The organism is Roseivirga sp. 4D4 (assembly GCF_001747095.1).
Taxonomy (GTDB): Bacteria; Bacteroidota; Bacteroidia; order Cytophagales; family Cyclobacteriaceae; genus Roseivirga.
In genome coordinates, this window is record NZ_MDGP01000001.1 from 1,701,395 (window position 1) to 1,724,620 (window position 23,226).

18 protein-coding genes are annotated in these 23,226 nt (G+C 42.4%); 9 read left to right on the plus strand and 9 right to left on the minus strand.

Features of this window, described 5'->3' with window-relative positions; translation table 11 throughout:
• Positions 1 to 337: 337 nt before the first annotated feature.
• Positions 338 to 3,649 (plus strand): amidohydrolase family protein, encoded by a 3,312-nt coding sequence (locus tag BFP97_RS07380; RefSeq protein ID WP_069841800.1) that lies wholly within the window; start codon positions 338 to 340, stop codon positions 3,647 to 3,649.
• An 18-nt stretch (positions 3,650 to 3,667) separates the two neighbouring features.
• Here BFP97_RS07380 and BFP97_RS07385 read toward each other — a convergent pair whose 3' ends face one another.
• A complete protein-coding gene (locus BFP97_RS07385) occupies positions 3,668 to 5,563 on the minus strand; it encodes a tetratricopeptide repeat protein (RefSeq protein WP_069841801.1) in 1,896 nt (631 codons plus the stop codon).
• Positions 5,564 to 5,779: 216 nt separating this feature from the next.
• Positions 5,780 to 6,586, minus strand: coding sequence for a lectin ESA-2 (locus tag BFP97_RS07390; RefSeq protein WP_069841802.1), 807 nt, complete (start codon positions 6,584 to 6,586; stop codon positions 5,780 to 5,782).
• A gap of 132 nt (positions 6,587 to 6,718) precedes the next feature.
• On the opposite strand from BFP97_RS07390, the gene BFP97_RS07395 reads away from it, so the two are divergent.
• From BFP97_RS07395 to BFP97_RS07415, 5 genes are all read left to right on the plus strand, one after another.
• A complete protein-coding gene (locus BFP97_RS07395) occupies positions 6,719 to 7,015 on the plus strand; it encodes an antibiotic biosynthesis monooxygenase family protein (RefSeq protein WP_139135220.1) in 297 nt (98 codons plus the stop codon).
• Positions 7,016 to 7,176: 161 nt separating this feature from the next.
• The gene (locus tag BFP97_RS07400) at positions 7,177 to 7,368 is read left to right on the plus strand and encodes a hypothetical protein (RefSeq protein ID WP_069841804.1); all 192 of its coding nucleotides are present in this window, start codon (positions 7,177 to 7,179) and stop codon (positions 7,366 to 7,368) included.
• Between the two features lie 200 nt (positions 7,369 to 7,568).
• Positions 7,569 to 7,919, plus strand: coding sequence for a hypothetical protein (locus tag BFP97_RS07405; protein WP_069841805.1), 351 nt, complete (start codon positions 7,569 to 7,571; stop codon positions 7,917 to 7,919).
• A 166-nt stretch (positions 7,920 to 8,085) separates the two neighbouring features.
• Positions 8,086 to 9,540 carry a S41 family peptidase gene (locus tag BFP97_RS07410; RefSeq protein ID WP_069841806.1) on the plus strand — a complete coding sequence of 485 codons (1,455 nt, stop codon included), beginning with the start codon at positions 8,086 to 8,088 and terminating at the stop codon, positions 9,538 to 9,540.
• Positions 9,541 to 9,716: 176 nt separating this feature from the next.
• Positions 9,717 to 10,499, plus strand: a complete 783-nt coding sequence (locus BFP97_RS07415) for a glycoside hydrolase family 16 protein (protein WP_069841807.1) — start codon at positions 9,717 to 9,719, stop codon at positions 10,497 to 10,499.
• On the opposite strand, the gene BFP97_RS07420 is transcribed toward BFP97_RS07415, so the two are convergent.
• Positions 10,476 to 12,716 (minus strand): Tex family protein, encoded by a 2,241-nt coding sequence (locus tag BFP97_RS07420; protein ID WP_069841808.1) that lies wholly within the window; start codon positions 12,714 to 12,716, stop codon positions 10,476 to 10,478. The genes BFP97_RS07415 and BFP97_RS07420 overlap by 24 nt on opposite strands.
• A 135-nt stretch (positions 12,717 to 12,851) precedes the next feature.
• On the opposite strand from BFP97_RS07420, the gene BFP97_RS07425 reads away from it, so the two are divergent.
• The 3 genes from BFP97_RS07425 (at position 12,852) to BFP97_RS07435 (ending at position 17,112) form a co-directional block, all read left to right on the plus strand.
• On the plus strand, positions 12,852 to 13,394 hold the full coding sequence (locus tag BFP97_RS07425) for a pyridoxamine 5'-phosphate oxidase family protein (RefSeq protein ID WP_069841809.1): 543 nt from the start codon (positions 12,852 to 12,854) through the stop codon (positions 13,392 to 13,394).
• Between the two features lie 153 nt (positions 13,395 to 13,547).
• Complete coding sequence (locus tag BFP97_RS07430; RefSeq protein WP_139135221.1) at positions 13,548 to 14,165, plus strand: hypothetical protein; 618 nt, start codon at positions 13,548 to 13,550, stop codon at positions 14,163 to 14,165.
• Between the two features lie 100 nt (positions 14,166 to 14,265).
• A complete protein-coding gene (locus tag BFP97_RS07435) occupies positions 14,266 to 17,112 on the plus strand; it encodes a M16 family metallopeptidase (protein WP_069841811.1) in 2,847 nt (948 codons plus the stop codon).
• A 3-nt stretch (positions 17,113 to 17,115) separates the two neighbouring features.
• Here BFP97_RS07435 and BFP97_RS07440 read toward each other — a convergent pair whose 3' ends face one another.
• The 6 genes from BFP97_RS07440 to BFP97_RS07465 all read right to left on the minus strand — a co-directional run bounded on the left by BFP97_RS07440 (position 17,116) and on the right by BFP97_RS07465 (position 23,216).
• Positions 17,116 to 18,483, minus strand: coding sequence for a S41 family peptidase (locus tag BFP97_RS07440; protein ID WP_069841812.1), 1,368 nt, complete (start codon positions 18,481 to 18,483; stop codon positions 17,116 to 17,118).
• 94 nt (positions 18,484 to 18,577) lie between these two features.
• Positions 18,578 to 19,189 (minus strand): NADH:ubiquinone reductase (Na(+)-transporting) subunit E, encoded by a 612-nt coding sequence (nqrE, locus tag BFP97_RS07445; protein ID WP_069841813.1) that lies wholly within the window; start codon positions 19,187 to 19,189, stop codon positions 18,578 to 18,580.
• A gap of 12 nt (positions 19,190 to 19,201) precedes the next feature.
• On the minus strand, positions 19,202 to 19,867 hold the full coding sequence (locus BFP97_RS07450) for an NADH:ubiquinone reductase (Na(+)-transporting) subunit D (RefSeq protein WP_069841814.1): 666 nt from the start codon (positions 19,865 to 19,867) through the stop codon (positions 19,202 to 19,204).
• Between the two features lie 4 nt (positions 19,868 to 19,871).
• On the minus strand, positions 19,872 to 20,636 hold the full coding sequence (gene nqrC, locus BFP97_RS07455; protein WP_069841815.1) for an NADH:ubiquinone reductase (Na(+)-transporting) subunit C: 765 nt from the start codon (positions 20,634 to 20,636) through the stop codon (positions 19,872 to 19,874).
• Positions 20,626 to 21,843 carry an NADH:ubiquinone reductase (Na(+)-transporting) subunit B gene (locus tag BFP97_RS07460; RefSeq protein WP_069841816.1) on the minus strand — a complete coding sequence of 406 codons (1,218 nt, stop codon included), beginning with the start codon at positions 21,841 to 21,843 and terminating at the stop codon, positions 20,626 to 20,628. The genes nqrC and BFP97_RS07460 overlap by 11 nt, the downstream gene beginning before the upstream one ends.
• 5 nt (positions 21,844 to 21,848) lie before the next feature.
• A complete protein-coding gene (locus BFP97_RS07465; RefSeq protein WP_069841817.1) occupies positions 21,849 to 23,216 on the minus strand; it encodes a Na(+)-translocating NADH-quinone reductase subunit A in 1,368 nt (455 codons plus the stop codon).
• Positions 23,217 to 23,226: the final 10 nt, after the last annotated feature.

A 23,226-nucleotide genomic window follows, 5' to 3' on the forward strand; every position in this document is an offset into this window, starting at 1 on the left:
ATTAAGCCGATACAACCATTTCATCAGAGTCTGCTTCAGAAATACATTATTCATCAGAGTCTCCTGTGGAAGATTATTCATCAGAGTCTCCTACGGAAGACTCTGATGGAGAAAGAATGGAAGGGTTTCTTGCGGAAGGTTCTGATGGAGAAAGACTCGCGATCGGAAGACACTGTTGGTAAGTACACTTTACGCACTACCCAATACCCAATACCCAATACCCAATACCCAATACCCAATACCCAATACCCAAAATACTCCTCCCATCCCAATGCCCTTTGACTAACTGAAGTAATAAGTTTACATTATCCTACTTTTCAATCACAACCAACCAATTATGAAGAAGCTTTTCATTGCCGCTTTGGCTCTGACCATTTCTTTCTCGTTGAGTGCTCAGGATGCTCCCGCCAAGAAAGACACCACTAAATCAGATAAGAAAAAGAACAAAAACCTCCCACTAGAGGCTGGAAGAACCTTTGAGTTTGACCTTACCGAAGGTTCATGGATTGCCTTAGATGTAAGTCCTGATGGTAAAACGATCGTATTCGATTTTCTGGGCGACCTCTATACGATGCCAATATCTGGAGGAACAGCCACTCAGCTAACGGAAGGCATGCAATTCGATTCTCAGCCGAGATTTAGTCCTGATGGCTCCAAAGTCATCTTCATTTCTGACGAATCAGGAGGAGAAAATGTATGGACGATTGAGGTCGATTCAAAAGAAAAGAAACAGGTGACAAAAGGCAATAACAATGCTTATCAAGGCCCTGAATGGTCTCCAGATGGTAAATATATGATTGCCTCAAAGCAAGCAAGAGGACTCCATAAAATATGGCTTTATCATGTGGATGGTGGTTCTGGAACGGCTCTTGTCAATGAGCCTAATCAGCTTAGAATGCTTGAAGGCGCCTTTGGCGATACCGATCGCTATGTCTGGTATTCGCGTAGAAATGGGTCTTGGACCTATAATGCGCCAATGCCTCAATATCAAATCTCGCGATACGATCGGGTTACGGGCGAACAAATCACACAGACTTCACGATATGGCTCTGCTTTCCGCCCAACCCCTAGCAGCGATGGCAAATGGTTGGCCTATGCTACCAGACATGATGCTGAAACCGGACTTATACTCAGAGACTTAACTACAGGTGACGAAAGTTGGTTGGCCTATCCTATTCAACATGACGATCAGGAATCGAGAGCTTCCAGAGATGTATTACCTGGTTTTTCCTGGACACCTGACAATCAGCATATCGTGATTTCTTATGGTGGTAAGATTCACAAGATCGATGTGGCCAACAAGACAGCAACTGAAATCCCCTTTCGCGTAAATAGCAAAATTGAACTAGGTCCGGAATTGGACTTTGACTATCCCATCTCTGACGATCCCCAATTCACAGTCACTCAAATCCGAGATATTGCCCCATCCCCCGATGGAAAACAAATGGCATTCACCGCATTGAACGAAATCTATTTAATGGATTTGCCGGATGGAACACCAAAGAAACTTGTTGACCTGGAGGAAACACAAGCTGAGCCGGCCTGGTCACCAGATGGCGAATGGTTAGCCTTTGCGACCTGGCAAGCCGAAGGTGGAAAAGTATACAAGGTGAGACCGAATGGCCGTAACCTAACGCAACTCAACCAAGAAGATGGTGTCTTTCAAAGCCCTGTTTGGAATAATGATGGTAGTAGAATTGTAGCCATTAAAGGTAATTCCAAAGACTTTAGAGAAGCGTTACAGCGCACAGCATTCAGAGGCACAAGTGACTTAGTTTGGATATCTGCAGATGGTTCTGGCAACAATTTCATTTCCTATACCAATGGACGCAGCAATCCACATTTCGTCAAAAACTCTGATCGCATTTACCTATCAAGTTTCAGAGGTTTGACTTCTATCCGTTGGGATGGCACTGATGAGAAAGCTCACGTTCAGGTAAGAGGCAAGGCAACTCCTGGCTCTTCCAATGCCCCACGTGCATCCTGGATTCAGATGGCTCGTGAAGGAGATCAGGCTTTAGCTGCCGTAGGCACCAACTTATATGTGGTCACTGTTCCTCAGGTGAGCGCAGAGGCGCCTACAATATCAGTAGCTAATGCAAAGAATGCAGCTTTTCCTTCTAGAGAACTGACGGATATTGGTGGCCAATTCCCTGCCTGGAGTTGGGATAACAATACCGTTCACTGGGCCATAGGTAATGCCCATGTGATGTATAACCTCTCTGACGCCAAAGCTTTTGATGAACAGAAAGCTGCCGATGCTAAGGTCGCTAAGGATAAAAAGGAGGAAGAAAAAAGTGAAGAAGAGGAAGAGGAAAAAGAAAAGGATGATAAGCCAAAGAATTACGAGCCTGCAGAACGAAGAATTGAGGTAAAGGCCGATCGTGATATTCCTAAAGGAACCATTCTATTGAAGAATGCCCGCCTTCTTACCATGAAGAACAATGAGGTACTCGAAAACACAGATATCCTCATTGAGAACAATCGTATCAAAGAGATTGGTAAGAACATTCAAGCCGGTAGAAGAGTCAAAGTCATTGACGTTTCAGGTAAGACGATCGTTCCGGGCTTTGTAGATACGCATTCCCACTTTCGCCATCCGGTGAACCTTCATAGAGGGCAGTTCTGGCCATACCTGACGAACTTGGCCTTTGGTGTGACTTCAACACGTGATCCTCAAACCGCCACTACTGATGTGCTTACCTATGGCGATCTGGTAGATGCGGGTAAATTAATCGGACCAAGAATCTATTCTACTGGTCCTGGTATTTTCAGGAGTGAGAATGTGAGCAGTCTGGAGCACGCACGTAAAGTGATGAAGCGATACAGTGCTTACTACAATACCAAGACGATCAAAATGTATGGCGCTGGGAACAGACAACAGCGCCAGTGGATCATTCAGGCAGCTCATGAGCAGAACATCATGCCGACAACTGAGGGTGGACTTGATTTCAAAAACAACTTAACTCAGGTAATTGATGGCTATCCGGGACATGAACACTCCTTCCCTGTTTTCCCACTTTACAAGGATGTCATTGATCTCGTTGCTTTTTCAAGGACGGTGTATACGCCTACGCTGTTGGTCGCTTATGGGGGGCCGTGGACCGAGAACTATTTCTATGCGACTGAAAATCCTCATGCCGATCCTAAGTTGACGCACTTTATGCCGCATTCTAACCTTGATTCACGTACCAGAAGAAGAAATGCGGGTTGGTTTATGGAAGAAGAATATGTACATGTAGAACAGTCTGGTTTTGCTAAAGACCTGGTCGAAGCAGGTGGTCGTGCCGGTGTAGGTAGCCATGGGCAGTTGCAAGGTCTAGGGTATCACTGGGAGCTGTGGGCAGTACAGTCGGGTGGCATGACAGAGTATGATGCTCTACGTGTGGCGACTATCATTGGTGCTGAAGCGATCGGCTTAGACCAAGACCTGGGTTCTCTAGAAGTTGGTAAGCTCGCTGACTTGGTGATTCTGAACAGCAACCCGCTGGACAACATTAAGAACTCCAAGGACATCAGTCATGTGATGTTTAATGGTAGGCTTTATGATGGGGATACGCTGGACGAGATTCACCCCCAACAAAAGAAAATGCCTAAGCTTTGGTGGCAAGAATATGCTCCTATTGGAGTTCCAGGCATCAAGAAGTAATCATAGAAAAACATAAGTCTAATTGGCCATCGGATCGAGTGATCTGATGGCCTTTTTTAATAGTCTATCTGTTAGCTTCTCCAATTGAAGCATAGTGGGTTTGGACGTATCAAAACCAGGAATTTCAGCCGAGTTTGTTTCCATCCACTTCACTAGATTTTCAAATACCCTTTGATTTGCATCACCATGGGAAGTTCCATTACCCATATTGGAACTTAAAATGGTGGCCAGGAAGAACAAGGGCTTTTCAGAGAAATAGATTTCTGACAGCTTTGCCGTATACTCCAGATTGGCCGAACCGGAAACTAAGCCATACTTCATATCTATAGAGTGGCGTCCTTCATGGGCATAGATTTTCGAATCCTGACCTATTCGTTCCATATGTGTGATAAATGCATACCTCAAAGCATCACCCTTAAGGCCAGAATGTTCTAATGAATCAACAATCTTCTGGCTTTCACTGAGCAATATTCTCAATTGAAGCCCTGGCAGGTACCTCACTGGCTGACTCTGTAGCATTCTTTCTTCGTTGACTGACATTCTCTCAATCTGGCTTTCCATCTTTCGCCTTTCTGAAGGGTCTTTCAATAAGGACCAGACACCAGTGATTTCCCTATTCAAATCCGCACGCACCTGAACGAAATAACCTTGTGTTGTTGCCCAGCCTCCTACGGAGTTCTCACCATCTGCAAACCAGGTGGTATACCCATTGGACAACATATGATCCAATAAGATATACCTGAACTCCGCAGATTGATCATACTGACTGATGAGTCTTCTATCATCCAAGATGATCTGGCCCACGTGCAGCCCATAAAACCCACTGACTCTGTTGAATAAAATCCTCCCCTTGAACTGTTCAGCAACCGTTTTGATGAATTGGCTTTGCGAATAGCTGGGTTTTCTGCCAGGCCATTCCAGTTGATCCCATAACCAGCGACTGTCCTTGGTAAAGCCATCCTGTAAATCCTGTTGCTGACCCCAACCCTTGACAGTTCTTCTATAGAATGAGATTATGGTTTTGTCAAGGCGTCCGAGATAATCATAATACTTAACAACCTCTCTAATGCTTTGATCCTTGAAAGCATCTTCTCCCAACTTGAGGTTGGCCATCATATAGGCATATTCGACAAACCCAGATTCGGCCAAGCCTTTAATTATGATTTTGTCATTTTCTACATTTCCCGGGCTTATCCCTTTCAATGCCTTTTCGAAAACCTCGTAATCTTTCATGAGGCTTGGGTGAATGACATCTCGTTCCTTTAGCCGGAAGAATAACCTCCAAGCCTCTAGCGCCTCCTCTCCATTCTCTAAGAAAATCGAATGACCCAAATAAAGTCTTGCTAAGTCGCTATTGTCCTGTCTCGCATTCAACCACTCCCCAAGCTTTTGATGAGCTGATGCCAGTTTACTGCGCATATTTTCAGAAAGTTCTCCGCTACTCAGCATCTCTTCTCGCGCCTGCAAGAGCACACTCTTTCCATAAATAAAGGCTGCTTTGATATGCTGTATTTCTGAGGTACTGGTTTCAACTGCTTTTTCCGCCCATGATGTGGCTTCGTTATACTTTCCCAGTTCAGATAAAACTCTTGCCTTAAGGGTATAAGCAAGGCTGACATCCTGTTCTTCCTTAATCAGTTCATCTATGATTTCCAGTGCCATTTGGGGATTGTCAAACTGTCTAAAGTTCAGCTTTACCAAGTATCGGCCGGCCTCAAGTCTATCGTCCTGTGGTGTAGATTCGTTTTGCCATAAGGCATCAAAAAGCTGATAGGCCTTCTCGGCATCGGCTTGATTATATGCTTTGATGGCGGCTGCCCGACCTCCGTTGGAAAAAGACTGAAAATCCTGACCTGAACTCGAGCAAGCAGTATTGAGAAATAAGAACAGAAGGATTCCTTTTGATAATCGCATGAAGAGATATTTGACTTTAATAACCTTTTAGTCATTTAATCAAGCAATATCTCATCACAATGAAGCCTTTAAAATGTGTTGTTTTTGTGAAGAATTCCGGAATTGGCGGTTGTCGATAATTAAAATGAAAGAGCCGCAGGTACTAATACCCACGGCTTCTTTGTTCAACTACATTAAGGAGACTAAGCCTTAATATTTCTCTAGTTATCGAATTGACTAAGCTAAAAGTGTCCCTTTAAATCCAATTGGTCCTTCGCCTTCATAGGTCATAGTTCCTGTAAGGCTTTTTCCTCCATCTTTAGAAGAAAGGTTCAGGGCCACAGTCGCTTGTCCATTACGGGCACCCACTACAAAATCACCGGCAGGATGCTTTTCTCCAGATCCACCCCAAGTGTTTTGTACATCATAAGTGTTCCAGCATCCGGTGCGCTGACCTATGAAACCAATTGGGCCTTCACCCTCATAATTCATGGTACCATCAAATGATTTTCCACCATCACCAGACTTGATGTCATAACCATTAGGATTTTGACCATTACGTCTGCCTAATACCATAACACCTCCTGGATGCCAAGGTGCAGAATTACCGCCCCATTGGTTTTCCGTAGTGTAGGCACTACCGTCTACCAATTCAGCCTTGAAGCCAATCGGGCCTTCACCAGCATAAGTCATAGTACCTTCGAAGCTTTTGCCTCCGTCAGCAGACTTAATGTCCAATGCAACAACGAATTGACCATCTCTGCAGCCTACCAACCATGCACCGCCATCATGCCAAGGTGCGGAATCACCTCCCCATTGATTTTCGGCAGCATAGCTGTTACCAACATTTCTTGCTGCTTTAAGGCCAATTGGTCCTTCACCAGCATAGGTCATCGTACCTACAAGGTTGTCTCCACTGTCTGAAGATTTTGCCTCAACAGCTACCACGTTTTGATTGTCTCGACATCCCATAACCCAGATGCCACCATCGTTCCAAGGAGCAGAGCTTCCACCCCATTGGTTTTGAACTTTGTAAATTGCCATAATTGTGTGTGTTTATTGTTTAATTACTTAGGCAATTTCAGCACTAAAAAGTACAATACTATCAATGAATACAACCAGATTAAAAAGTATATACTTCTGACTATTCGAACTAATCCCAAAAGTACCTTGACTATGATCTCCAGACAGTGGAAATGCATTCTTAAAGAAGACGCGCAGGATCAATACATCAACTTCTTAAATCATGTCGTTTTCAAGAACGCTCGCGCATTACCTGGATTTGTACATGCAGATATTCTAAAAAGAAGAACACCTGATGGGCTCGAGTTTTTAGTGATCACTTTATGGGAATCATTGGAGTCCATTGAGGCCTTTGCCGGAAAAGACATTTCAAAGGCTATGGTACCAGAAGAGGCTCAGCGGATGATGGTTTCTTTTGATAAAACCGTGGAGCACTTCGAAGTACTTTAACAGCAAATGTAGTGGTTCTATCTTCCCAAGGCCTATTATTGAAATCCGCTTTGAAATTAGGCTGTTTTCGACCACTCAGCCGAATCAGACACCACCGGCCTTTCTTAGATATTATTCTTATTTATCTTACGTTAGTTTAGATTCAACAAACAACGAAAACTATGGGATTATTCTGGGACTTAATGCAGCAAAGTCAAATCAGCGATCAACAAAACCGAGCTAATTCGCTTGAAGGCAGAGTGGCTTGGCTGGAAGAAGAACTGCATCACACCAAAGTACTTTTGGTAAAGACCTTAAAGGCATTGGAAGAGTACACCGGTCAAGATATAGACGGAGATGGTGTAGCGGGATAATTTAGGTGATTGGGTGATTGGGTAATTGGGTAATTGGGTAATTGGGTAAAGTTTCACTTTTGAGAATCGTTTTCAACTATTTATTATAATTCTTCATTAAACATTCGAAGAGCTTCTAGCTTCTAGCTTCTAGCTTCTAGCTTCTAGCTTCTAGCAAAAAATAATTCTTAATTCTTAATTCTTAATTCTAACTTAAAGATATGGCAACTCCTCCACCAGAAGAAAATCTAAAGCAGTTTCAATTGGCAGTATCTCTGGTTCCTGAAATGGAACTGAAGGGTAAAAACATGTGGTATACCTCCATGAATGGAAATATGTATACCTATATGGGTAAGGAAGGCATCTTGGGTATTCGTCTCGGAAAAGAAGACTATACTGCTTTTAGGGAAAAATATAATGTCGGTGACCTTAAGTCTTATGGAGCAGTCATGAGAGAGTATGTGCCAATTCCACAAGAGTTGTTTGAGGACATTGAGACCCTTAAGCACTACATGGAAATGACTCACGCCTATGCCAAGACCTTGCCTCCAAAACCCACCAAGAAGAAATAGCCCCTCATAATCTTCCGGCCTGTTTCATTTCGAAACACTGCATTGTTTCAAAACGGTAGATTATTGTCTCATCAGGGCGATCACACTAATCCTATAACACTATAAACCAAAGAGATACAGTTTATGGCACAGCTGTGGTTTGTAATATGGCAAACAACAAAAGCCCATGAATCGGTATCAAATTAAAATCACTTTCATCTCTATAGCTTTCATCTGTATGGCACAGCATGGCCTGAGTCAAAAAATGCTCATCTCTCAACAGATGCAAGAAGACTTTCAGGTCTTCAAAAATTCAATTCAGGATATCCACCCAGGTCTATATTGGTATGGTGACTCTTCAGAAGTGGCTGATCGTTTCAATGGCATTGAGGAATCTATTACCACGGACCTTTCTATCCAATCATTTTATGGGCTTCTACAGGAGTTCTACGCTGGCATAAACTGTGGACACTCTTGGATGCAGAGACCAAAGGCATGGACAAATCAGCTGGACTCGGGAAACTATAGACTTCCCTTTGACCTCTATTTTGAGGATAGTGTTTTTACGATCATGAACGACTTAACAGCCGACCAAGAGGTTGAGATTGGCGCACAGATTCTTGCAATGAATGGTGTCTCAATGCTTGAGATTGTAAATAACCTAAAGCGATATACTATATCTGATGGTTTCAATCAAACGAGAAGATTCAATTTCGTAGCAACCAATTTCTATCACTTGTATCAACTTCATTACGGTTTAGCCGATAGTTTTGAGCTTGAAATCTACTCTCCTAACCTCAAACAAAAAGTGACAAAGACCTTTCAGGGACTTACTAAGGCGGGTTACGAATCAGTCAAAATAGAACGCTACGGTGCTGAACCAAATCGCTGGAGTCAGCCTCTGGCTCAGTTCAGCATATCAGAGGGGATCGGTTATTTAGACATCAACACATTTGCTAAGGGCTGGTTGAAAAGTAGAGACATCAAGTACAAGAAATTTCTGAAAAACTCATTCGCTCAGATGAAAGAGCAAGGAGTAAAGAAGCTCATCCTCGATATACGTGGTAACGGTGGTGGAGACGACTATTTGGGTGCAATGCTCTGTCAGTACCTTATCAATGAGGAGTTCGGATACTTTGATCGCATGGAAACTGTTACTTCCAAATTCAATTATAAAGACTATTCGAACACCAAATGGATGAATTGGATCGGTGTAATACTGAAGAAAGACAAGAAGAAACCTGGCTACTTCACCTTTAATTATCACAGGGGATTAAGAACTCAAAAGCCCAATGACTTAACCTTCAATGGGGAGTTAGTGGTTTTAGTAGATGGTCAGACATTTTCGACTGCGGCAGACGTTGCTTCAATTCTCTATGAGAACGGAAGAGGGACATTTGTAGGCAGAGAAGTTGGCGGTGGCTATTATGGGAATAACAGTGCCATGCAATACGACATTACCTTGCCTAACTCAAAAATCACTTACTACATTCCGATCGTCAGGTATTATTCATCTGTGGATAAGCCAGAGCTCTATGGCCATGGCGTTAAGCCTGACATTGTCGTCAAAAAGACATACGAGGACTATATGAGCAAACGTGACGCAGGCTTAGAAAAAGCGAAGTCCTTATTGAACAATTAGCCCAACTCTACCTAGGCCTCGCTGATCTGAATAACTCAAAACGATTGTGAGCACAGGACGGACTAAAGCATTGCAATGACGTGAGTGGTGATTTGATTTCTCAATAAGCTAGTATAGAATTCCGATTTTACTTGCGCGATTTACATGACCTCGACTAAATTGTCCCGCAAGCTGATATGGAAAACGCTGAGTTTTATGATGACTTTACCGAAACCACTTTAAATGCGGAGTTGTGGATTCCCACCTATCTACCCCAGTGGTCATCAAGAGACAAGACTTACCCCAAGTATCAACTCATCGATAACAAGCTCATACTGCAAATTACGGAAGATCAAGAGCCTTGGAGTGAAGAGTTTAATGGCCAAGTCAAGGTTTCTAATCTCCAAACAGGAGTTTATTCGGGACCTATTGGAAGTAATTTAGGGCAGCACAGGTTTTCCGAAGACTTGGTAGTAAGAGAATATCAGCCAAAACAACGAACCTATACTCCGCTTTATGGTCGATTTGAAATTAGGTGTAGGGTTCCAAACCTAGGCATTGATAATGTTGCAGCATTATGGATGATTGGTTTTGAGGATCAGCCTAACCGCTCTGCCGAGATTTGTATCGTAGAAATCATAGGAAGTAAGCAACCCGAAAATGGAGCATTAATTGGTTACGGCCTTCACCCCTTTGGTGACCCGAAAATCAAGGATGAGTTTTACGAGGATCACTTTGAACTAGATATCAAAGAATTTCATTCTTATGCTTGTGAATGGACGCCTGAGCATGTTGACTTTTATATTGACGACAAGTTCATTCGAAGGATTAATCAGTCACCCGATTACCCCATGCAACTGATGCTGAATCTTTATGAGGTTCCTGTTGATGGTCACGACTCAAAGAGTAATAAGTACCCCAAGGAATTTGTGATTGATCATGTGAAAGGGTCTAAACTACCCTCCGAACTTACCTTTTAAAGCGGCCAACTTAGTGGCCATGTCCGTTTCTGGCTGTTTTTCTCTACGTTGAGGTTTTGGTCTTTCTTTCCTTTTTGGTTTAGGCTTATCACCTGACTTCATCGATAAAGAGATTCGTTTCCTCGCTATATCCACCCCTGTGATGGTTACTTCTACTTGTTGCTGCACAGATAGGATTTCTGCAGGGTTGCTCACAAAAGTGTCTGACATCTCGGAAATGTGTACCAAACCATCTTGATGCACACCAATGTCTACAAAGGCACCGAAATTCGTGACGTTTGTAACGATGCCTGGTAGTTTCATTCCTGTTTTGAGGTCTTCCATACTGTGGACGTCATCAGCAAAGCTAAAGGCTTCGAATTGCTCCCTAGGATCTCTCCCGGGTTTGGCTAATTCTTCAATGATATCTGTGAGCGTTGGTAATCCTACCTGATCAGTCACATACTTCTTTAAATCGATCTGTTTGCGTAGCGCTTCGTTCTTGATGAGATCGGCAACCGTACACTTTAAGTCTTTTGCCATTTGATTTACCAATCCATAAGACTCAGGATGAACCGCACTTTGGTCAAGTGGATTTGAAGCATTTCTGATTCTTAAGAAACCAGCGGCTTGCTCATAGGCCTTGTCGCCAAGGCGTGTGACGTTCTTGATCGCCTGCCTATCCTTAAAAGGACCGTTCGCATCACGATACTCAACAATGTTCTTAGCCAGTTGAGGCCCAAGGCCCGAAACGTAGGTGAGCAACTGCTCTGAAGCGGTATTCACCTCCACACCCACTGCATTCACACAACTCATCACCACATCATCCAGGGAGTTTTTCAAGGCTGTCTGGTCTACATCATGCTGATACTGCCCCACACCAATTGATTTAGGATCAAGTTTAACGAGTTCTGCCAATGGATCCATTAGTCTTCGACCAATAGAAACCGATCCCCTTACCGTCACGTCTTCATTTGGAAACTCCTTTCTGGCAATTTCAGAAGCTGAATAGATGGAAGCACCACTCTCATTAACCATAACCACAATAACCTCCTTAGGTAAACCAATTCCGTTTACAAAAGCCTCAGTCTCGCGGCTCGCTGTACCATTACCGATAGCGATAGCTTCAATATTAAACTTGCTCACTAAGCTAGAGATGAGTGCTCCAGATTTTGCAGTTTGCTTCTGTGGTTCGTTCGGAAAAATTGCTTCAAAGTGAAGGAGTTTACCTTGCTTATCAAGGCAAACCACTTTGCACCCTGTTCTAAAACCGGGGTCAATCGCAAGTACCCTCTTGCCACCCAAAGGAGCTGCCATGAGCAATTCTGAAAGGTTCTTGGCAAAGACATTAATCGCTTCTTCATCGGCCTTCTTCTTAGAGGTCATCCGAGTTTCTGTCTCCATCGATGGACTTAAAAGTCTCTTATAACAATCCTTTATCGCTAGTTTAACTTGATCTGCGCAAGCATTTCTACCCTTTACAAACTGCTTTTCCATTAAGGCTATGGCTTCCTCTTCTTGAGGTAGGATATCAAGCATCAAAAACATTTCTGCTTCTCCTCGTCTCATGGCTAGCACTCTGTGCGAAGGCGCCTTTGACAAGGTTTCTTCCCATTCGAAGTAGTCTTTATACTTCTGTGCAGCTTCTTCTTTACCGGACATCACCCTAGACTTAATGGTAGCCGTACGATTGAATAACTTCCGCATTCTATCGCGTAGCTCAGCATTTTCATTGATGGTTTCGGCAATAATATCACGTGCTCCTTGCAACGCGCCTTCAGCACTCTCTACACCCTTTTCCTTATTCAGGTATTTGACAGCTTCCGAATCGACATCATTCCCTATTTGCTCCATTATAAACTTTGAGAGAGGCTCCAACCCCTTTTCCCGTGCCATACTTGCCTTTGTCTTGCGTTTTGGCTTGTAGGGTAAATAAATATCCTCCAGCCGAGCCAAAGTTTCGGCAGACTTCACTTTGTCTTCCAGCTCCGGAGTGAGCTTTTCCTGCTCTTTGAGAGACTTTAAAATGGCTTCTTTTCTTTTGTCGAGGTCTCGTAGTTGCTGAGCTCTATCTCTAATATTCGCGACCGCCACTTCATCTAAACTCCCAGTTACTTCTTTTCTGTACCTTGAGATAAAAGGTACAGTACCACCATCATCTAGTAGCTTAACAGTAGCGCTTACCTGTTGAACCGAAACGTTAAGTTCCGAAGCGATAGTCTGAAAATGGTGGGTCATAAACTGATCTTGTTTTTGGGAAGTCCAAAAGTAATTAAAGTGTTTTCAGCTCAAAATGCTTTTTGAATTTTTAAACTCAAAAGCATATTCTGGCGTTAATGAGCTATGTTTTATGCTTAGTTTCAATATTATCCTATGGCCAAATTTTACGATCACCTTGAACCTCAATTAATTGAGTTTATCGAAGACCAAAAGATGTTCTTTACCGGAACGGCAGCACAAGAAGGAAGGGTGAATGTTTCGCCCAAAGGGACAGATTCTCTTCGTGTGCTATCTCCTAGCAGGATTGCCTGGCTTAACCTCACGGGCAGTGGTAATGAGACAGCGGCTCACCTTAAGCTGGTTAATCGAATCACACTGATGTTCTGTGCTTTTGAAGGTAAGCCATTAATCTTGAGAGTTTATGGTTCTGCTAAAACGATACACCGTCAGGATGCTGAATGGAATGAGTATATGAATAAGTTTAATGAGAACCCTGGAGCCAGAAACATCTTTGTTGTTGAAATAGAATCTGTACAGACTTCTTGTGGTTTTGCCGTTCCCTATATGGACTACAAAGAGGATCGACAAATCTTAAACGATTGGGCTGCAAAGAAATCAGAAGATGAGCTGAGAGACTATTGGGCCTTAAAGAACGTTGGAAGTATTGATGGCTTTCCCACTGGTATTTTCGATTAGCTCATTTAGAAAACAAAATTTGACATCTCGAGTTAGGTGAAGCAATCAATGAATTGTTTAATTACTGACATGTATCGATTTATTATCTGTTCGTTATATCGGTACTGATGTGTTTTTACATAAATTTGTCGCTTCTACATTAGCATTATGATTATGAAAAAGTCCTTATTTCTCTCTCTACTCGCAATTATCGCTTTCAGCTGTTCTAATGGCCCTGACGATGGTCTTGGAGGAGGTGGTGGAGGTGCCACTGAATTCTTACAAGTGGGTAATACAAGTCAGGAGGATGTTGTTTATAGCTCTGATGTTTCTGAGATTACATTTGCTCAATCTCTTCAGACTGGAGATTCTACTTTTTTCCAAGCCAATCTGGATTTAGATGGCAATATTTCGTCAGACCTTTTATTTCAATTGGTGACTTGGACGGACAATATTCTATTGACGGTAAAAGCTGTGAACGGATTTTCCGTTTCAGGTGATGATTCTGATTTTGAGATTTTCGGTACTGAACAGTCCTTTCAGGGGTTGAGGTTACTCCCAGATGGTACTATCATTGATGCTAACGTGATTATTGATGCCAGTGATGAAGACATGTTTGTTAGCCAATTCAGAAATGGCGAACTGACTGCGGCAAGCCTTCTTATTTGGAATGACATTGCCTACCTCCCATTTAAGTCTGCCACCATTGAAGGATGGGTAGGCCTCACTATTGACGCCAACGGCACTGATATTCAAGGCATTAATGTCAGTACCATCGCGACAAGGGACTAAGCATTCTTTGCTTTTTTCTTTTTCTTTCCTCTCATTGTCCTAAGTTGATTGTGACTGACTGATTAATTGCCTATACTCGTCTGATTCCTAAATTTATATTATGAAAAGGTTCAGACTCATATCAGCAATTACGCTTTCTATTTCTTTGACTATTTGGTCATGTCAATCGGCAGGGACAAACGATCAACCGGAATTCAAGGTTGATTACGAAAAATTCACCCTTGACAATGGGCTCGAGGTAATCCTCCATGTTGATAAGTCCGATCCTGTAGTAGCTGTAGCACTTACAGCTCACGTGGGTTCTGCAAGAGAAATTGAAGGAAGAACGGGTTTTGCTCACCTCTTTGAACACTTGCTCTTTCTAGAATCCGAAAACCTTGGTAAAGGTGGACTTGATAAAATGAGTGCAAGGATTGGAGGTTCTGGTGCCAATGGTTCTACCAGTAGAGACCGTACTAACTACTTCCAAACTGTACCGAAAGATGCATTAGAAAAAATGATCTGGGCAGAAGCTGATAAGCTGGGCTGGTTTATCAATACAGTAACCGATCCTGTACTTGCCAAAGAAAAGCAAGTGGTGAAAAATGAAAAGCGTCAGGGCGTAGATAACAGACCTTATGGTCACACCTCATATATCATTGACAAACAGCTCTACCCCAACGACCACCCTTATAACTGGCAAGTTATCGGCTCACTGGAAGATCTTCAGGCAGCCACTTTAGATGATGTAAAACAATTTTTCAGAAGGTGGTATGTCCCTAATAACACCACATTAGTTGTTGCCGGAGATTTTGAGGCTGATCAAGCCAAGGCATGGGTTAAGAAGTACTTTGACGAGATTCCCAGAGGTGAAGAAATTACAGCCCTCGAGAAGAGGCCTGGAAGAGTTGATGAGACTGTAAAGCTTTATCATGAAGATAATTTCGCCAGACTGCCCGAGCTGACCATGGTTTGGCCTACTGTGGAACTCTATCACCCAGATTCTTATGCGCTAACAGTTTTAGGGCAATACCTGTCCAGAGGTAAACAGGCACCATTTTATCAAGTATTGGTTGAAGACAAGAAATTAAGTTCTGGTGCAAGAATGGGCAATAGAACCTCAGAGTTAGCTGGGCAATTCCAGTTATCAGTAAGGGCATTCTCTGATAAGAATCTAGATGATGTTTCAGACGCAGTTCAAGAGGCATTTGCAAAGTTTGAGAATGAAGGGATTCCTCAAAAAGACTTAGACCGTATAAAAGCTGGGCAGGAAACGGGCTTCTACAATAGCCTGAGTAGTGTATTAGGAAAAGGATTTCAACTCGCTCAATACAATATTTTTGCCAATGACCCGGGGTTTGTGAAACAAGATATTCAGAACATCATGAACGTGACAGTAGAAGATGTAATGAATGTCTACAACAAATATATCAAAGGGAAAAACTTCATTGCCACCAGTATGGTACCTAAGGGCAGAACTGCCCAGGCGCTCAGTGGATCCGTTAAAGCGGATGTTGTCGAAGAAAAGATAGTTCAAGGTGCTGAAGAAACTTTCGATGCAACCATTCAGGCCGAATACGAGCGTACACCGTCTACTTTTGACAGAACGCAAGAGCCTCCTTATGGTCAAACACCTGAGGTCGTGATTCCAGAAGTGTGGAAAGCTGAATTGGGCAATGGTATGAAGGTCCTTGGAATAGAAAATGATGAAGTCCCTCTGGTGCAATTCGATATCTCAATTGAAGGAGGGCTATTGCTAGATGATATTAATAAAGTTGGCGTAGCCAATCTTACAGCCAACCTGATGACGCAAGGCACAAAATCTAAATCGCCTAAAGAACTGGAAGAGGCAATTGCTCAATTGGGAGCTTCAATCAATATTTTTGCTGGAACGGAGCGTATTTCTATTACAGGAAACACGCTCAAGCGTAACTACCAGAAGACTATGGATCTGGTAGAAGAGATGCTATTAGAACCTCGTTGGGACGAACAAGAATTCACATTGAGAAAGCAAAGTGTAATCAGCTCAATAAAACAGCAAGAGGCTAACCCAAATGCCATTGCAACAAACGCCTATAACATTCTCATTTATGGTAAGGATAATGTTAGATCCAAGAACATTCTTGGCTCAGAATCTTCAGTGAGTGAGATCAGTGTTGACGACCTAAAGGCCTTTTACGAAAAGAACATCTCCCCTTCTATTGCGACAATGCATATTGTTGGGGATATCAGCCAAGAAGAAGTAATGAACTCTCTTAGCGACTTAGAAAGTAAGTGGACAGCTAAGGCTGTTGAGATTCCAGTATACAAAACGCCAGACAGCCCTGATAAGTCAAAAGTGTTCTTCTACGATGTTCCGAATGCCAAGCAGTCTGTATTGCGCATAGGCTACCCGGCATTGGCTGCAACGGATGACAATTACTATCCAGCAACAGTCATGAATTACATCTTAGGCGGTGGTGGTTTCGCTTCTCGATTAACACAGCAGCTGAGAGAAGGTAAGGGCTATACCTACGGTATTAGATCAAGGTTCTCTGGTACAAATGAAGCAGGAGCATTCACCATATCTAGTGGTGTAAGATCGAATGTAACGTTAGAGTCCAGCCAATTGGTAAAAGAAATACTAACTGATTATGCTCAGGACTTTACTGAAAAAGACCTTGAAACAACTCAAAGCTTCCTGATTAAAAGTAATGCCAGAGCGTTCGAAACTGCTGGTTCTAAACTGGGCATGCTCCAGAACATTAGCCGTTACGGATGGGATGATGACTACGTAAAGGATCGTGAAGCCATTGTGCGAGACATGACGGTTGAAAAGATTCAAAACCTTTCTGGCCAGTACTTAGACCCAGATAAAATGTTCTGGTTAGTGGTGGGCGATGCCAAAACCCAAATGAAACGCCTGGAGCAATTAGGTTATGGTAAGCCAGTACTCATTAATGAAATGGTATCACCAGAAAACAAATAATGATTACCGGTGCTCAATTAGGTCAATGGCCTTGTTGAGCACCGCATCTTTTCCAGATAGGAACTCATTTAAGGTTTGTACGACAGGATAGTCAGGAATAACTCCTCGACCTGGATAATCATGTCCTAAATTAGCCGTGGTATACTTCCACATCGGCAGGTTTACTCTAATGCCTGAGTTAGAAAGAGACAAAGTTCTGGAATTTCCACTGGTATTACCATCATAACCTCCGCCTGTCTCTTCACCTATAAACGTAGCCCATTGGTTATGGTGCAAAACTGTAGCCACATCAGCACAGGTAGAAAAACTCCAACCATCTGTCAACACATATACATTTCCTTCGAATCGATTTTCTTGTGGTTCCCAAGTCGATAACCCTTTGTGTGAGGTCATTAGGTTCATTCCATTCCGCTTAGCAACATTACCATAACCCTCATAGTCATCGGTAACTTCTATTCTATCAAAATACCGAAAGTTCTTCTTTGCAAAGTAGGATACGAGCAAGGCCCCATAATTATCATCTCCACCACCATTTCCTCGCAGGTCTAGAACCAAATCTTTCACCTCCCTTTCCTTTAAATCTTGGAAACTCGATTCTAGGAACGTCTCATAATCCAGGTCTTCCTGTCTCATATAATAGTTCACAAAAGTGCCTATCCGCATGTAACTATATTCCTTACCGTGGCTTAGTGTTAGCACTGCCTGCTCTGGAAGCGGAGTATCCAATGCGGATATATTATCCCAATCTTTTCCTTCCACACTGACTCTCATCGTTTGCTCACCTCTGTTAACATTCATATTATATACTTCAGCATCTGGATCTATATACAGCTGATAGTAGTATCGGAAATACCTTTCCGTCAAACGATGCTTACTCGTATTTATATAGCCATCTGAGGAGTGGTGTTCGAAAATTCTTTTTTTGATCTGGGCCATATTGAGACCGTTGATGTTCAATATTTGATCTCCTTTTTCTAGGCCGGTTGACCCAACCATATCGCTGACGAACAAATGATCACCCAAGAACTTAACTGATATAGGCATGAACTTACGTGAAGCTTTAAAGCTCTGATTCACACTTTGTGGCATAGACGATCGCGTGTGTCCGCAACGCACCTTATTCAACAAATAAGTCACCTTACCGAAGAACTCTGCTTCCTCCATATCACCCATTTCGCTTCTGACCTTATCAAAGTAATACTTGATAGAGTCCATAGGCGTATACCGTGTAAGACCTGAATGGTATGTTCTAAATGAGCTTTCTAGTTGATTTAGGTCAGCCAAAGCCTCTGCCTTAGATATTTTTTGAGCATGCGTTGTAAGACTTATTAAGGTGAGAAGTGCAGAGATCACTGCGTTTTTCAAAAGCATGTATGTCTTTACGTAAGTATGGGTTCAAGGATTCCGGAAAAGACATAAAAAAAGGGCTCCGTAAGAAGCCCTTCAATATTGTATTAAGAATTCCTTAGATAGAAATTCCCATAAAGCTCATAAATGCGATACCCATTAATCCGGTAATGAACATTGTAATACCTAAGCCCTTCAATCCGTCAGGCACGTTTGAGTATCTCAACTTTTCTCTAATCGCAGCAAGTGCAATAATCGCCAAGAAGAAACCAGTTCCAGAACCAAATCCGAAAACAGTAGCCTCACCGATTGTATAGTCTCTTTGCGCCATGAAAAGTGAAGATCCAAGAATAGCACAGTTTACAGCGATCAGTGGCAAGAAAATACCAAGTGATCCGTAAAGTGATGGAGAGAATTTCTCAATGGTCATCTCTACCAACTGTACCATTGCAGCGATAATCGCAATGAACATGATGAACCTTAAGAAAGACAGATCAATCTCAGCAAAGCTTGAACCTAACCAAGATAGTGCGCCTTCATTCAGTACATATTCGTTCAATAACCAGTTCATAGGAACGGTGATACCTAAAACGAACACAACTGCAAGTCCAAGACCAAAGGCTGTTGAAACCTTCTTAGATACAGCAAGAAAAGAACACATTCCTAAGAAATAGGAAAACACCATGTTCTCTATAAAAATTGATTTAATACCTAAATTCAATAAATCCATGATCCTATCTCCTTAATGTTCTACGTATCCTGTTTTAGACCTCTGCACCCAGATGATAAATCCGAGAACAACAAATGCTCCTACTGGAGAAACCATTAAACCATTTGCAGCAAAGCTTTCAAAACCAATTGCCCCCATCAGGTCATAACCAAATACTTTTCCTGAACCCCAAAGTTCTCTGAAGAAAGCTACAGCCAGGATAATCCAAGAGTAACCCAGACCTGAGCCTAGTCCATCAAGTACCGAGTCGTAAGGCTTATTACCCAAGGCAAAAGCTTCAAGTCTACCCATTACGATACAGTTAGTAATAATCAATCCAATGAAAACAGATAACTGCTTATAGATGTCAAAAGCATAAGCCTTCAAAACTTCATTAACAAGTGTTACCAACGTAGCAACAATCGCTAATTGAACGATAATCCTAACTCGGCCTGGGATAGCATTTCTTAAAAGTGAAATAATCAGGTTAGAGAAAATCATTACAAAGATTACAGACAATGCCATAACCATTGTAGGCTTCATTTGCGTTGTTACCGCCAGTGCTGAACATATACCCAAAACCTGAACCGTAATTGGGTTGTCATCATTCAAAGGATCAGTAATAAACTTCTTCCTTCTTTTCGATAGTAAAGCTTCTGATTCTTTGGCTACAGGAGCTTCTATAGTTTCAGTACTCATAAGTCTATTGATTATTTAGGGTCATAGCACCGCCTCTTACGTGCTTGTCAAAATACTTCTGATAGTAGTTAATGTAGTTTAACAACATATCATTTACACCATTAGCTGTAAGTGTTGCTCCAGCCAAACCATCCACCTTATTAGGACCTAATCTATCCTCAGGTGTCTTCTCACCTTTTACCATTGTAATAGCTACAAAATTGCCATTATCATCGTAAAGACTCTTTCCTCTGTAGCGGGCCTGAATTTCATCACTTGTAATTCTGGCACCAAGACCAGGTGTTTCACCTTTGTGATCGAAACTCACACCTTTAACACTTTTCAAGTCAGGATTTACCGCAACGAATCCCCAGATAGCATCCCAAAGGCCTGCTCCGTAAACAGGAAGAATATATGCTTCATTCCCATTGGCACTGTATTTAAAGACCGGATACATCCTGTCTTCAATAGACTTCTTGTAGTTTTTTTCGATGCTTACTTCTTCAGCAATCATCCGTCCGCCTTTTTCATTAGTATCCACAAGGTTACCCTGAAAATCAGATACCTGACTGCTGATCACCTCAGCATATCTGGCTAGAATGGCTTCAGCATCCATATCAGCCAAAGCTTCCTTTTCTGCTGGAATGGCACCAAGAATTTGCTTCTTAGTATCTAAATCCTGCGCTTTCTTTTGAGTTGGACCCAATACCTGAGACACTCCTGAAAGCAAACCTCCAAGTACTGCTGTCAGTACCAGAGAAAATATGATAATGTATCTATTAGACTGCACGAGCTAACCTCCTTTTCTTATTTGCTTGAACTATATAAAAGTCAATCAGTGGAGCGAAAACATTCATAAATAGAACTGCAAGCATGATACCTTCCGGATAAGCAGGGTTCACCACCCTTATGATCACAGTTAACATACCAATTAACACTCCATAAATCCATTTCCCTGTCTCCGTCTGTGCGGCAGAAACTGGATCTGTCGCCATAAAGACAGCACCGAACGCGAGACCACCCAAAACCAAATGATAGTGGGCAGGTAAAAGCATGAACTCATTGGCACCCGCTAGGTTGAATATAGTTCCCATAGCAAATGCTCCAGCGAAAACGCTGACAATAATCTTCCAACTACCAACACCAGTAGCTATTAAAATCACACCGCCAATTAGTGCCATTAAGGTAGAGGTCTCTCCTATCGATCCAGGGATACCGCCTATTAGCATGTTTTGAAAACTAAAGAATTCACCCCCAAAAGGAGATGCCAAAACATTATTGGCTTGTGTCAAACCTTCTACAACTGACTGTGTACCTTGAATAGAAACATTATTTGCTACTGCAAGTGCGGTTGCACCAGAATAACCATCGACAGCAGTTTCTCCTCCCAACTGTGTCCAAACTTCCCCTGAAATCTGAAGTGGATAAGCAAAGTATAAAAATGCTCTAGATGTCATGGCAACGTTCAGTACGTTCATACCAGTACCTCCGAAAATCTCTTTGCCCACTACAACTCCAAATACTGTAGCCAAAGCCACTTGCCATAAAGGAATTGTTGGAGGAACGATCAGTGGAATCAACATACCAGTCACTAAGAAGCCTTCGTTGATTGGGTGTTTTCTAACCACTGCGAATACTGCCTCGATCAAACCACCGGCAGCGTAGGCCACTAAAACGATTGGCAATACCCAACGGGCACCAAATAATAAGTTATCAATTGAGAAGAATGAAGTAGCTTCTCCAATCGCGACATGATGCTGGTAACCCACATTGAAAATACCCCAGATAAGACATGGAATCATAGCGATCACCACAGTCATCATCATTCTTTTCAAGTCAATGGCATCTCTAACCTGAACGCCTTTATTGCCAGCCGTACTTGCTGGTGAAAACATAAACGTTTCACCTGCTTCAAAAAGGTAGTATAGCTTTTCAAGCTTACCGCCCTTTTCGAACATAGGCCTCTGTTTCTCTAAAATCTTATGTAAAAACTTCATCCCAATTATCCGTTTTGCATCAATTCAAGTCCTTCTCTAACAATTTCCTGAATGTCATGCTTTGAAACATCCACATACTCACAAAGTGCCAGATCTTCCTCAATCACTTCGTAAATACCAAGTGCCTCCATATTATCAAAGTCTTCGGCCATAATGGCTTTTATCAAATAAGTCGGATAGATATCCATAGGAGTCACCTTCTCAAAGGTTCCCGTCTGAACAAAGGCACGTGGTTCACCATTTGTGTTAGAATCCAGCACATACTCTTTGTTCTTTCCATTAAGGAATGAGAACAATCCCCAAGCTCTATGGAAACTTAACACTTCTTTCTTCGGCATAATCCAACCCAAGAAATCTGCATGATCTCCTTCAGGAATAACAGACAACAAGTTGTCATAAAAACCTAGGTAACCCTCCTTTTCAATTCGCTCACCAGTCAAAACATTACCAGTAATGAATCTCACATGGTCTTGCTTCAGGTTACCATCAACCAACTTGTTGATGGCTGCACCTGTGAATGTTTTATAATACTCAGGCTTGCTCACCTCAGAACCTGCAACGGCTACTAACCTAGAGGCATCATAAACTCCCTTAAGGAAAAGTTTACCAATTTGAGCAACACCATATGGTGTGATTGTCCAAACTACCTCACCTTTTCCGATTGGGTCTATATGGTGAATCTGAACACCTACGTTACCCGCAGGGTGAGGACCACTTATCTTATTATTCTCAACACCTTCGATATTAGCAAAGACTGTCGAAACCTCTCCGTTCAGGTCATGATTCAAGTGAACTTTGCCTGACGTAAATTTCTTAAGCACTTCAACACCCGCTTTGAAGGCCGCTTCTTCTCCGTTCAGAGTGAAAGCGATATCAGCAGATAGCGGATGTGTATCAAAGGCAGAAATGAAGATAGCCTTTGGTGTATCAGCCTCATTAGCCACTATACCATAAGGTCTTTGTATCAGGTTAGACCAAACTCCACCTTTGGTCATCTGAGCCTGAGCATCTTCTCTAGAAAGACTTCTCAGGTCGGAATCACTATAGGTTTGGAAAGTTTCGTACTCAATTTCTTTGTCGGCCAAGATCTTTATTTCTAATAATTTTCTCTTGGCTCCCCTCTTCACTTCGACTATCTCTCCACTCACAGGAGAACAGACCATCACATTTTCCTGCATCTTATCATAAAGTACAGGTGTACCAGCCTTCACGGTGTCGCCCTCAGCTACAAAGAGCTTGGGTCTTTTCATACCGATAAAATCGGTCGGCTTAATAGCAAACGTTTCCGAAGGAGGGGTACTCGCGATTGTCTTTTCAGCCTTGCCGGCTAGATTGATGTCAAAGCCTTTTTTCAGCTTTACAGTTTTGGACATACTCTTTTAG

Coding starts and splice junctions, on each gene's coding strand:
- BFP97_RS07410 (WP_069841806.1), top strand. CDS start 8,086: ATGAATCGGTATCAAATTAAAATCACTTTCATCTCTATAGCTTTCATC.
- BFP97_RS07435 (WP_069841811.1), top strand. CDS start 14,266: ATGAAAAGGTTCAGACTCATATCAGCAATTACGCTTTCTATTTCTTTG.
- BFP97_RS07395 (WP_139135220.1), top strand. CDS start 6,719: ATGATCTCCAGACAGTGGAAATGCATTCTTAAAGAAGACGCGCAGGAT.
- BFP97_RS07405 (WP_069841805.1), top strand. CDS start 7,569: ATGGCAACTCCTCCACCAGAAGAAAATCTAAAGCAGTTTCAATTGGCA.
- BFP97_RS07450 (WP_069841814.1), bottom strand. CDS start 19,867: ATGAGTACTGAAACTATAGAAGCTCCTGTAGCCAAAGAATCAGAAGCT.
- BFP97_RS07440 (WP_069841812.1), bottom strand. CDS start 18,483: ATGCTTTTGAAAAACGCAGTGATCTCTGCACTTCTCACCTTAATAAGT.
- BFP97_RS07390 (WP_069841802.1), bottom strand. CDS start 6,586: ATGGCAATTTACAAAGTTCAAAACCAATGGGGTGGAAGCTCTGCTCCT.
- BFP97_RS07400 (WP_069841804.1), top strand. CDS start 7,177: ATGGGATTATTCTGGGACTTAATGCAGCAAAGTCAAATCAGCGATCAA.
- BFP97_RS07380 (WP_069841800.1), top strand. CDS start 338: ATGAAGAAGCTTTTCATTGCCGCTTTGGCTCTGACCATTTCTTTCTCG.
- BFP97_RS07465 (WP_069841817.1), bottom strand. CDS start 23,216: ATGTCCAAAACTGTAAAGCTGAAAAAAGGCTTTGACATCAATCTAGCC.
- BFP97_RS07460 (WP_069841816.1), bottom strand. CDS start 21,843: ATGAAGTTTTTACATAAGATTTTAGAGAAACAGAGGCCTATGTTCGAA.
- BFP97_RS07425 (WP_069841809.1), top strand. CDS start 12,852: ATGGCCAAATTTTACGATCACCTTGAACCTCAATTAATTGAGTTTATC.
- BFP97_RS07415 (WP_069841807.1), top strand. CDS start 9,717: ATGGAAAACGCTGAGTTTTATGATGACTTTACCGAAACCACTTTAAAT.
- BFP97_RS07420 (WP_069841808.1), bottom strand. CDS start 12,716: ATGACCCACCATTTTCAGACTATCGCTTCGGAACTTAACGTTTCGGTT.
- BFP97_RS07385 (WP_069841801.1), bottom strand. CDS start 5,563: ATGCGATTATCAAAAGGAATCCTTCTGTTCTTATTTCTCAATACTGCT.
- nqrE (WP_069841813.1), bottom strand. CDS start 19,189: ATGGATTTATTGAATTTAGGTATTAAATCAATTTTTATAGAGAACATG.
- BFP97_RS07430 (WP_139135221.1), top strand. CDS start 13,548: ATGAAAAAGTCCTTATTTCTCTCTCTACTCGCAATTATCGCTTTCAGC.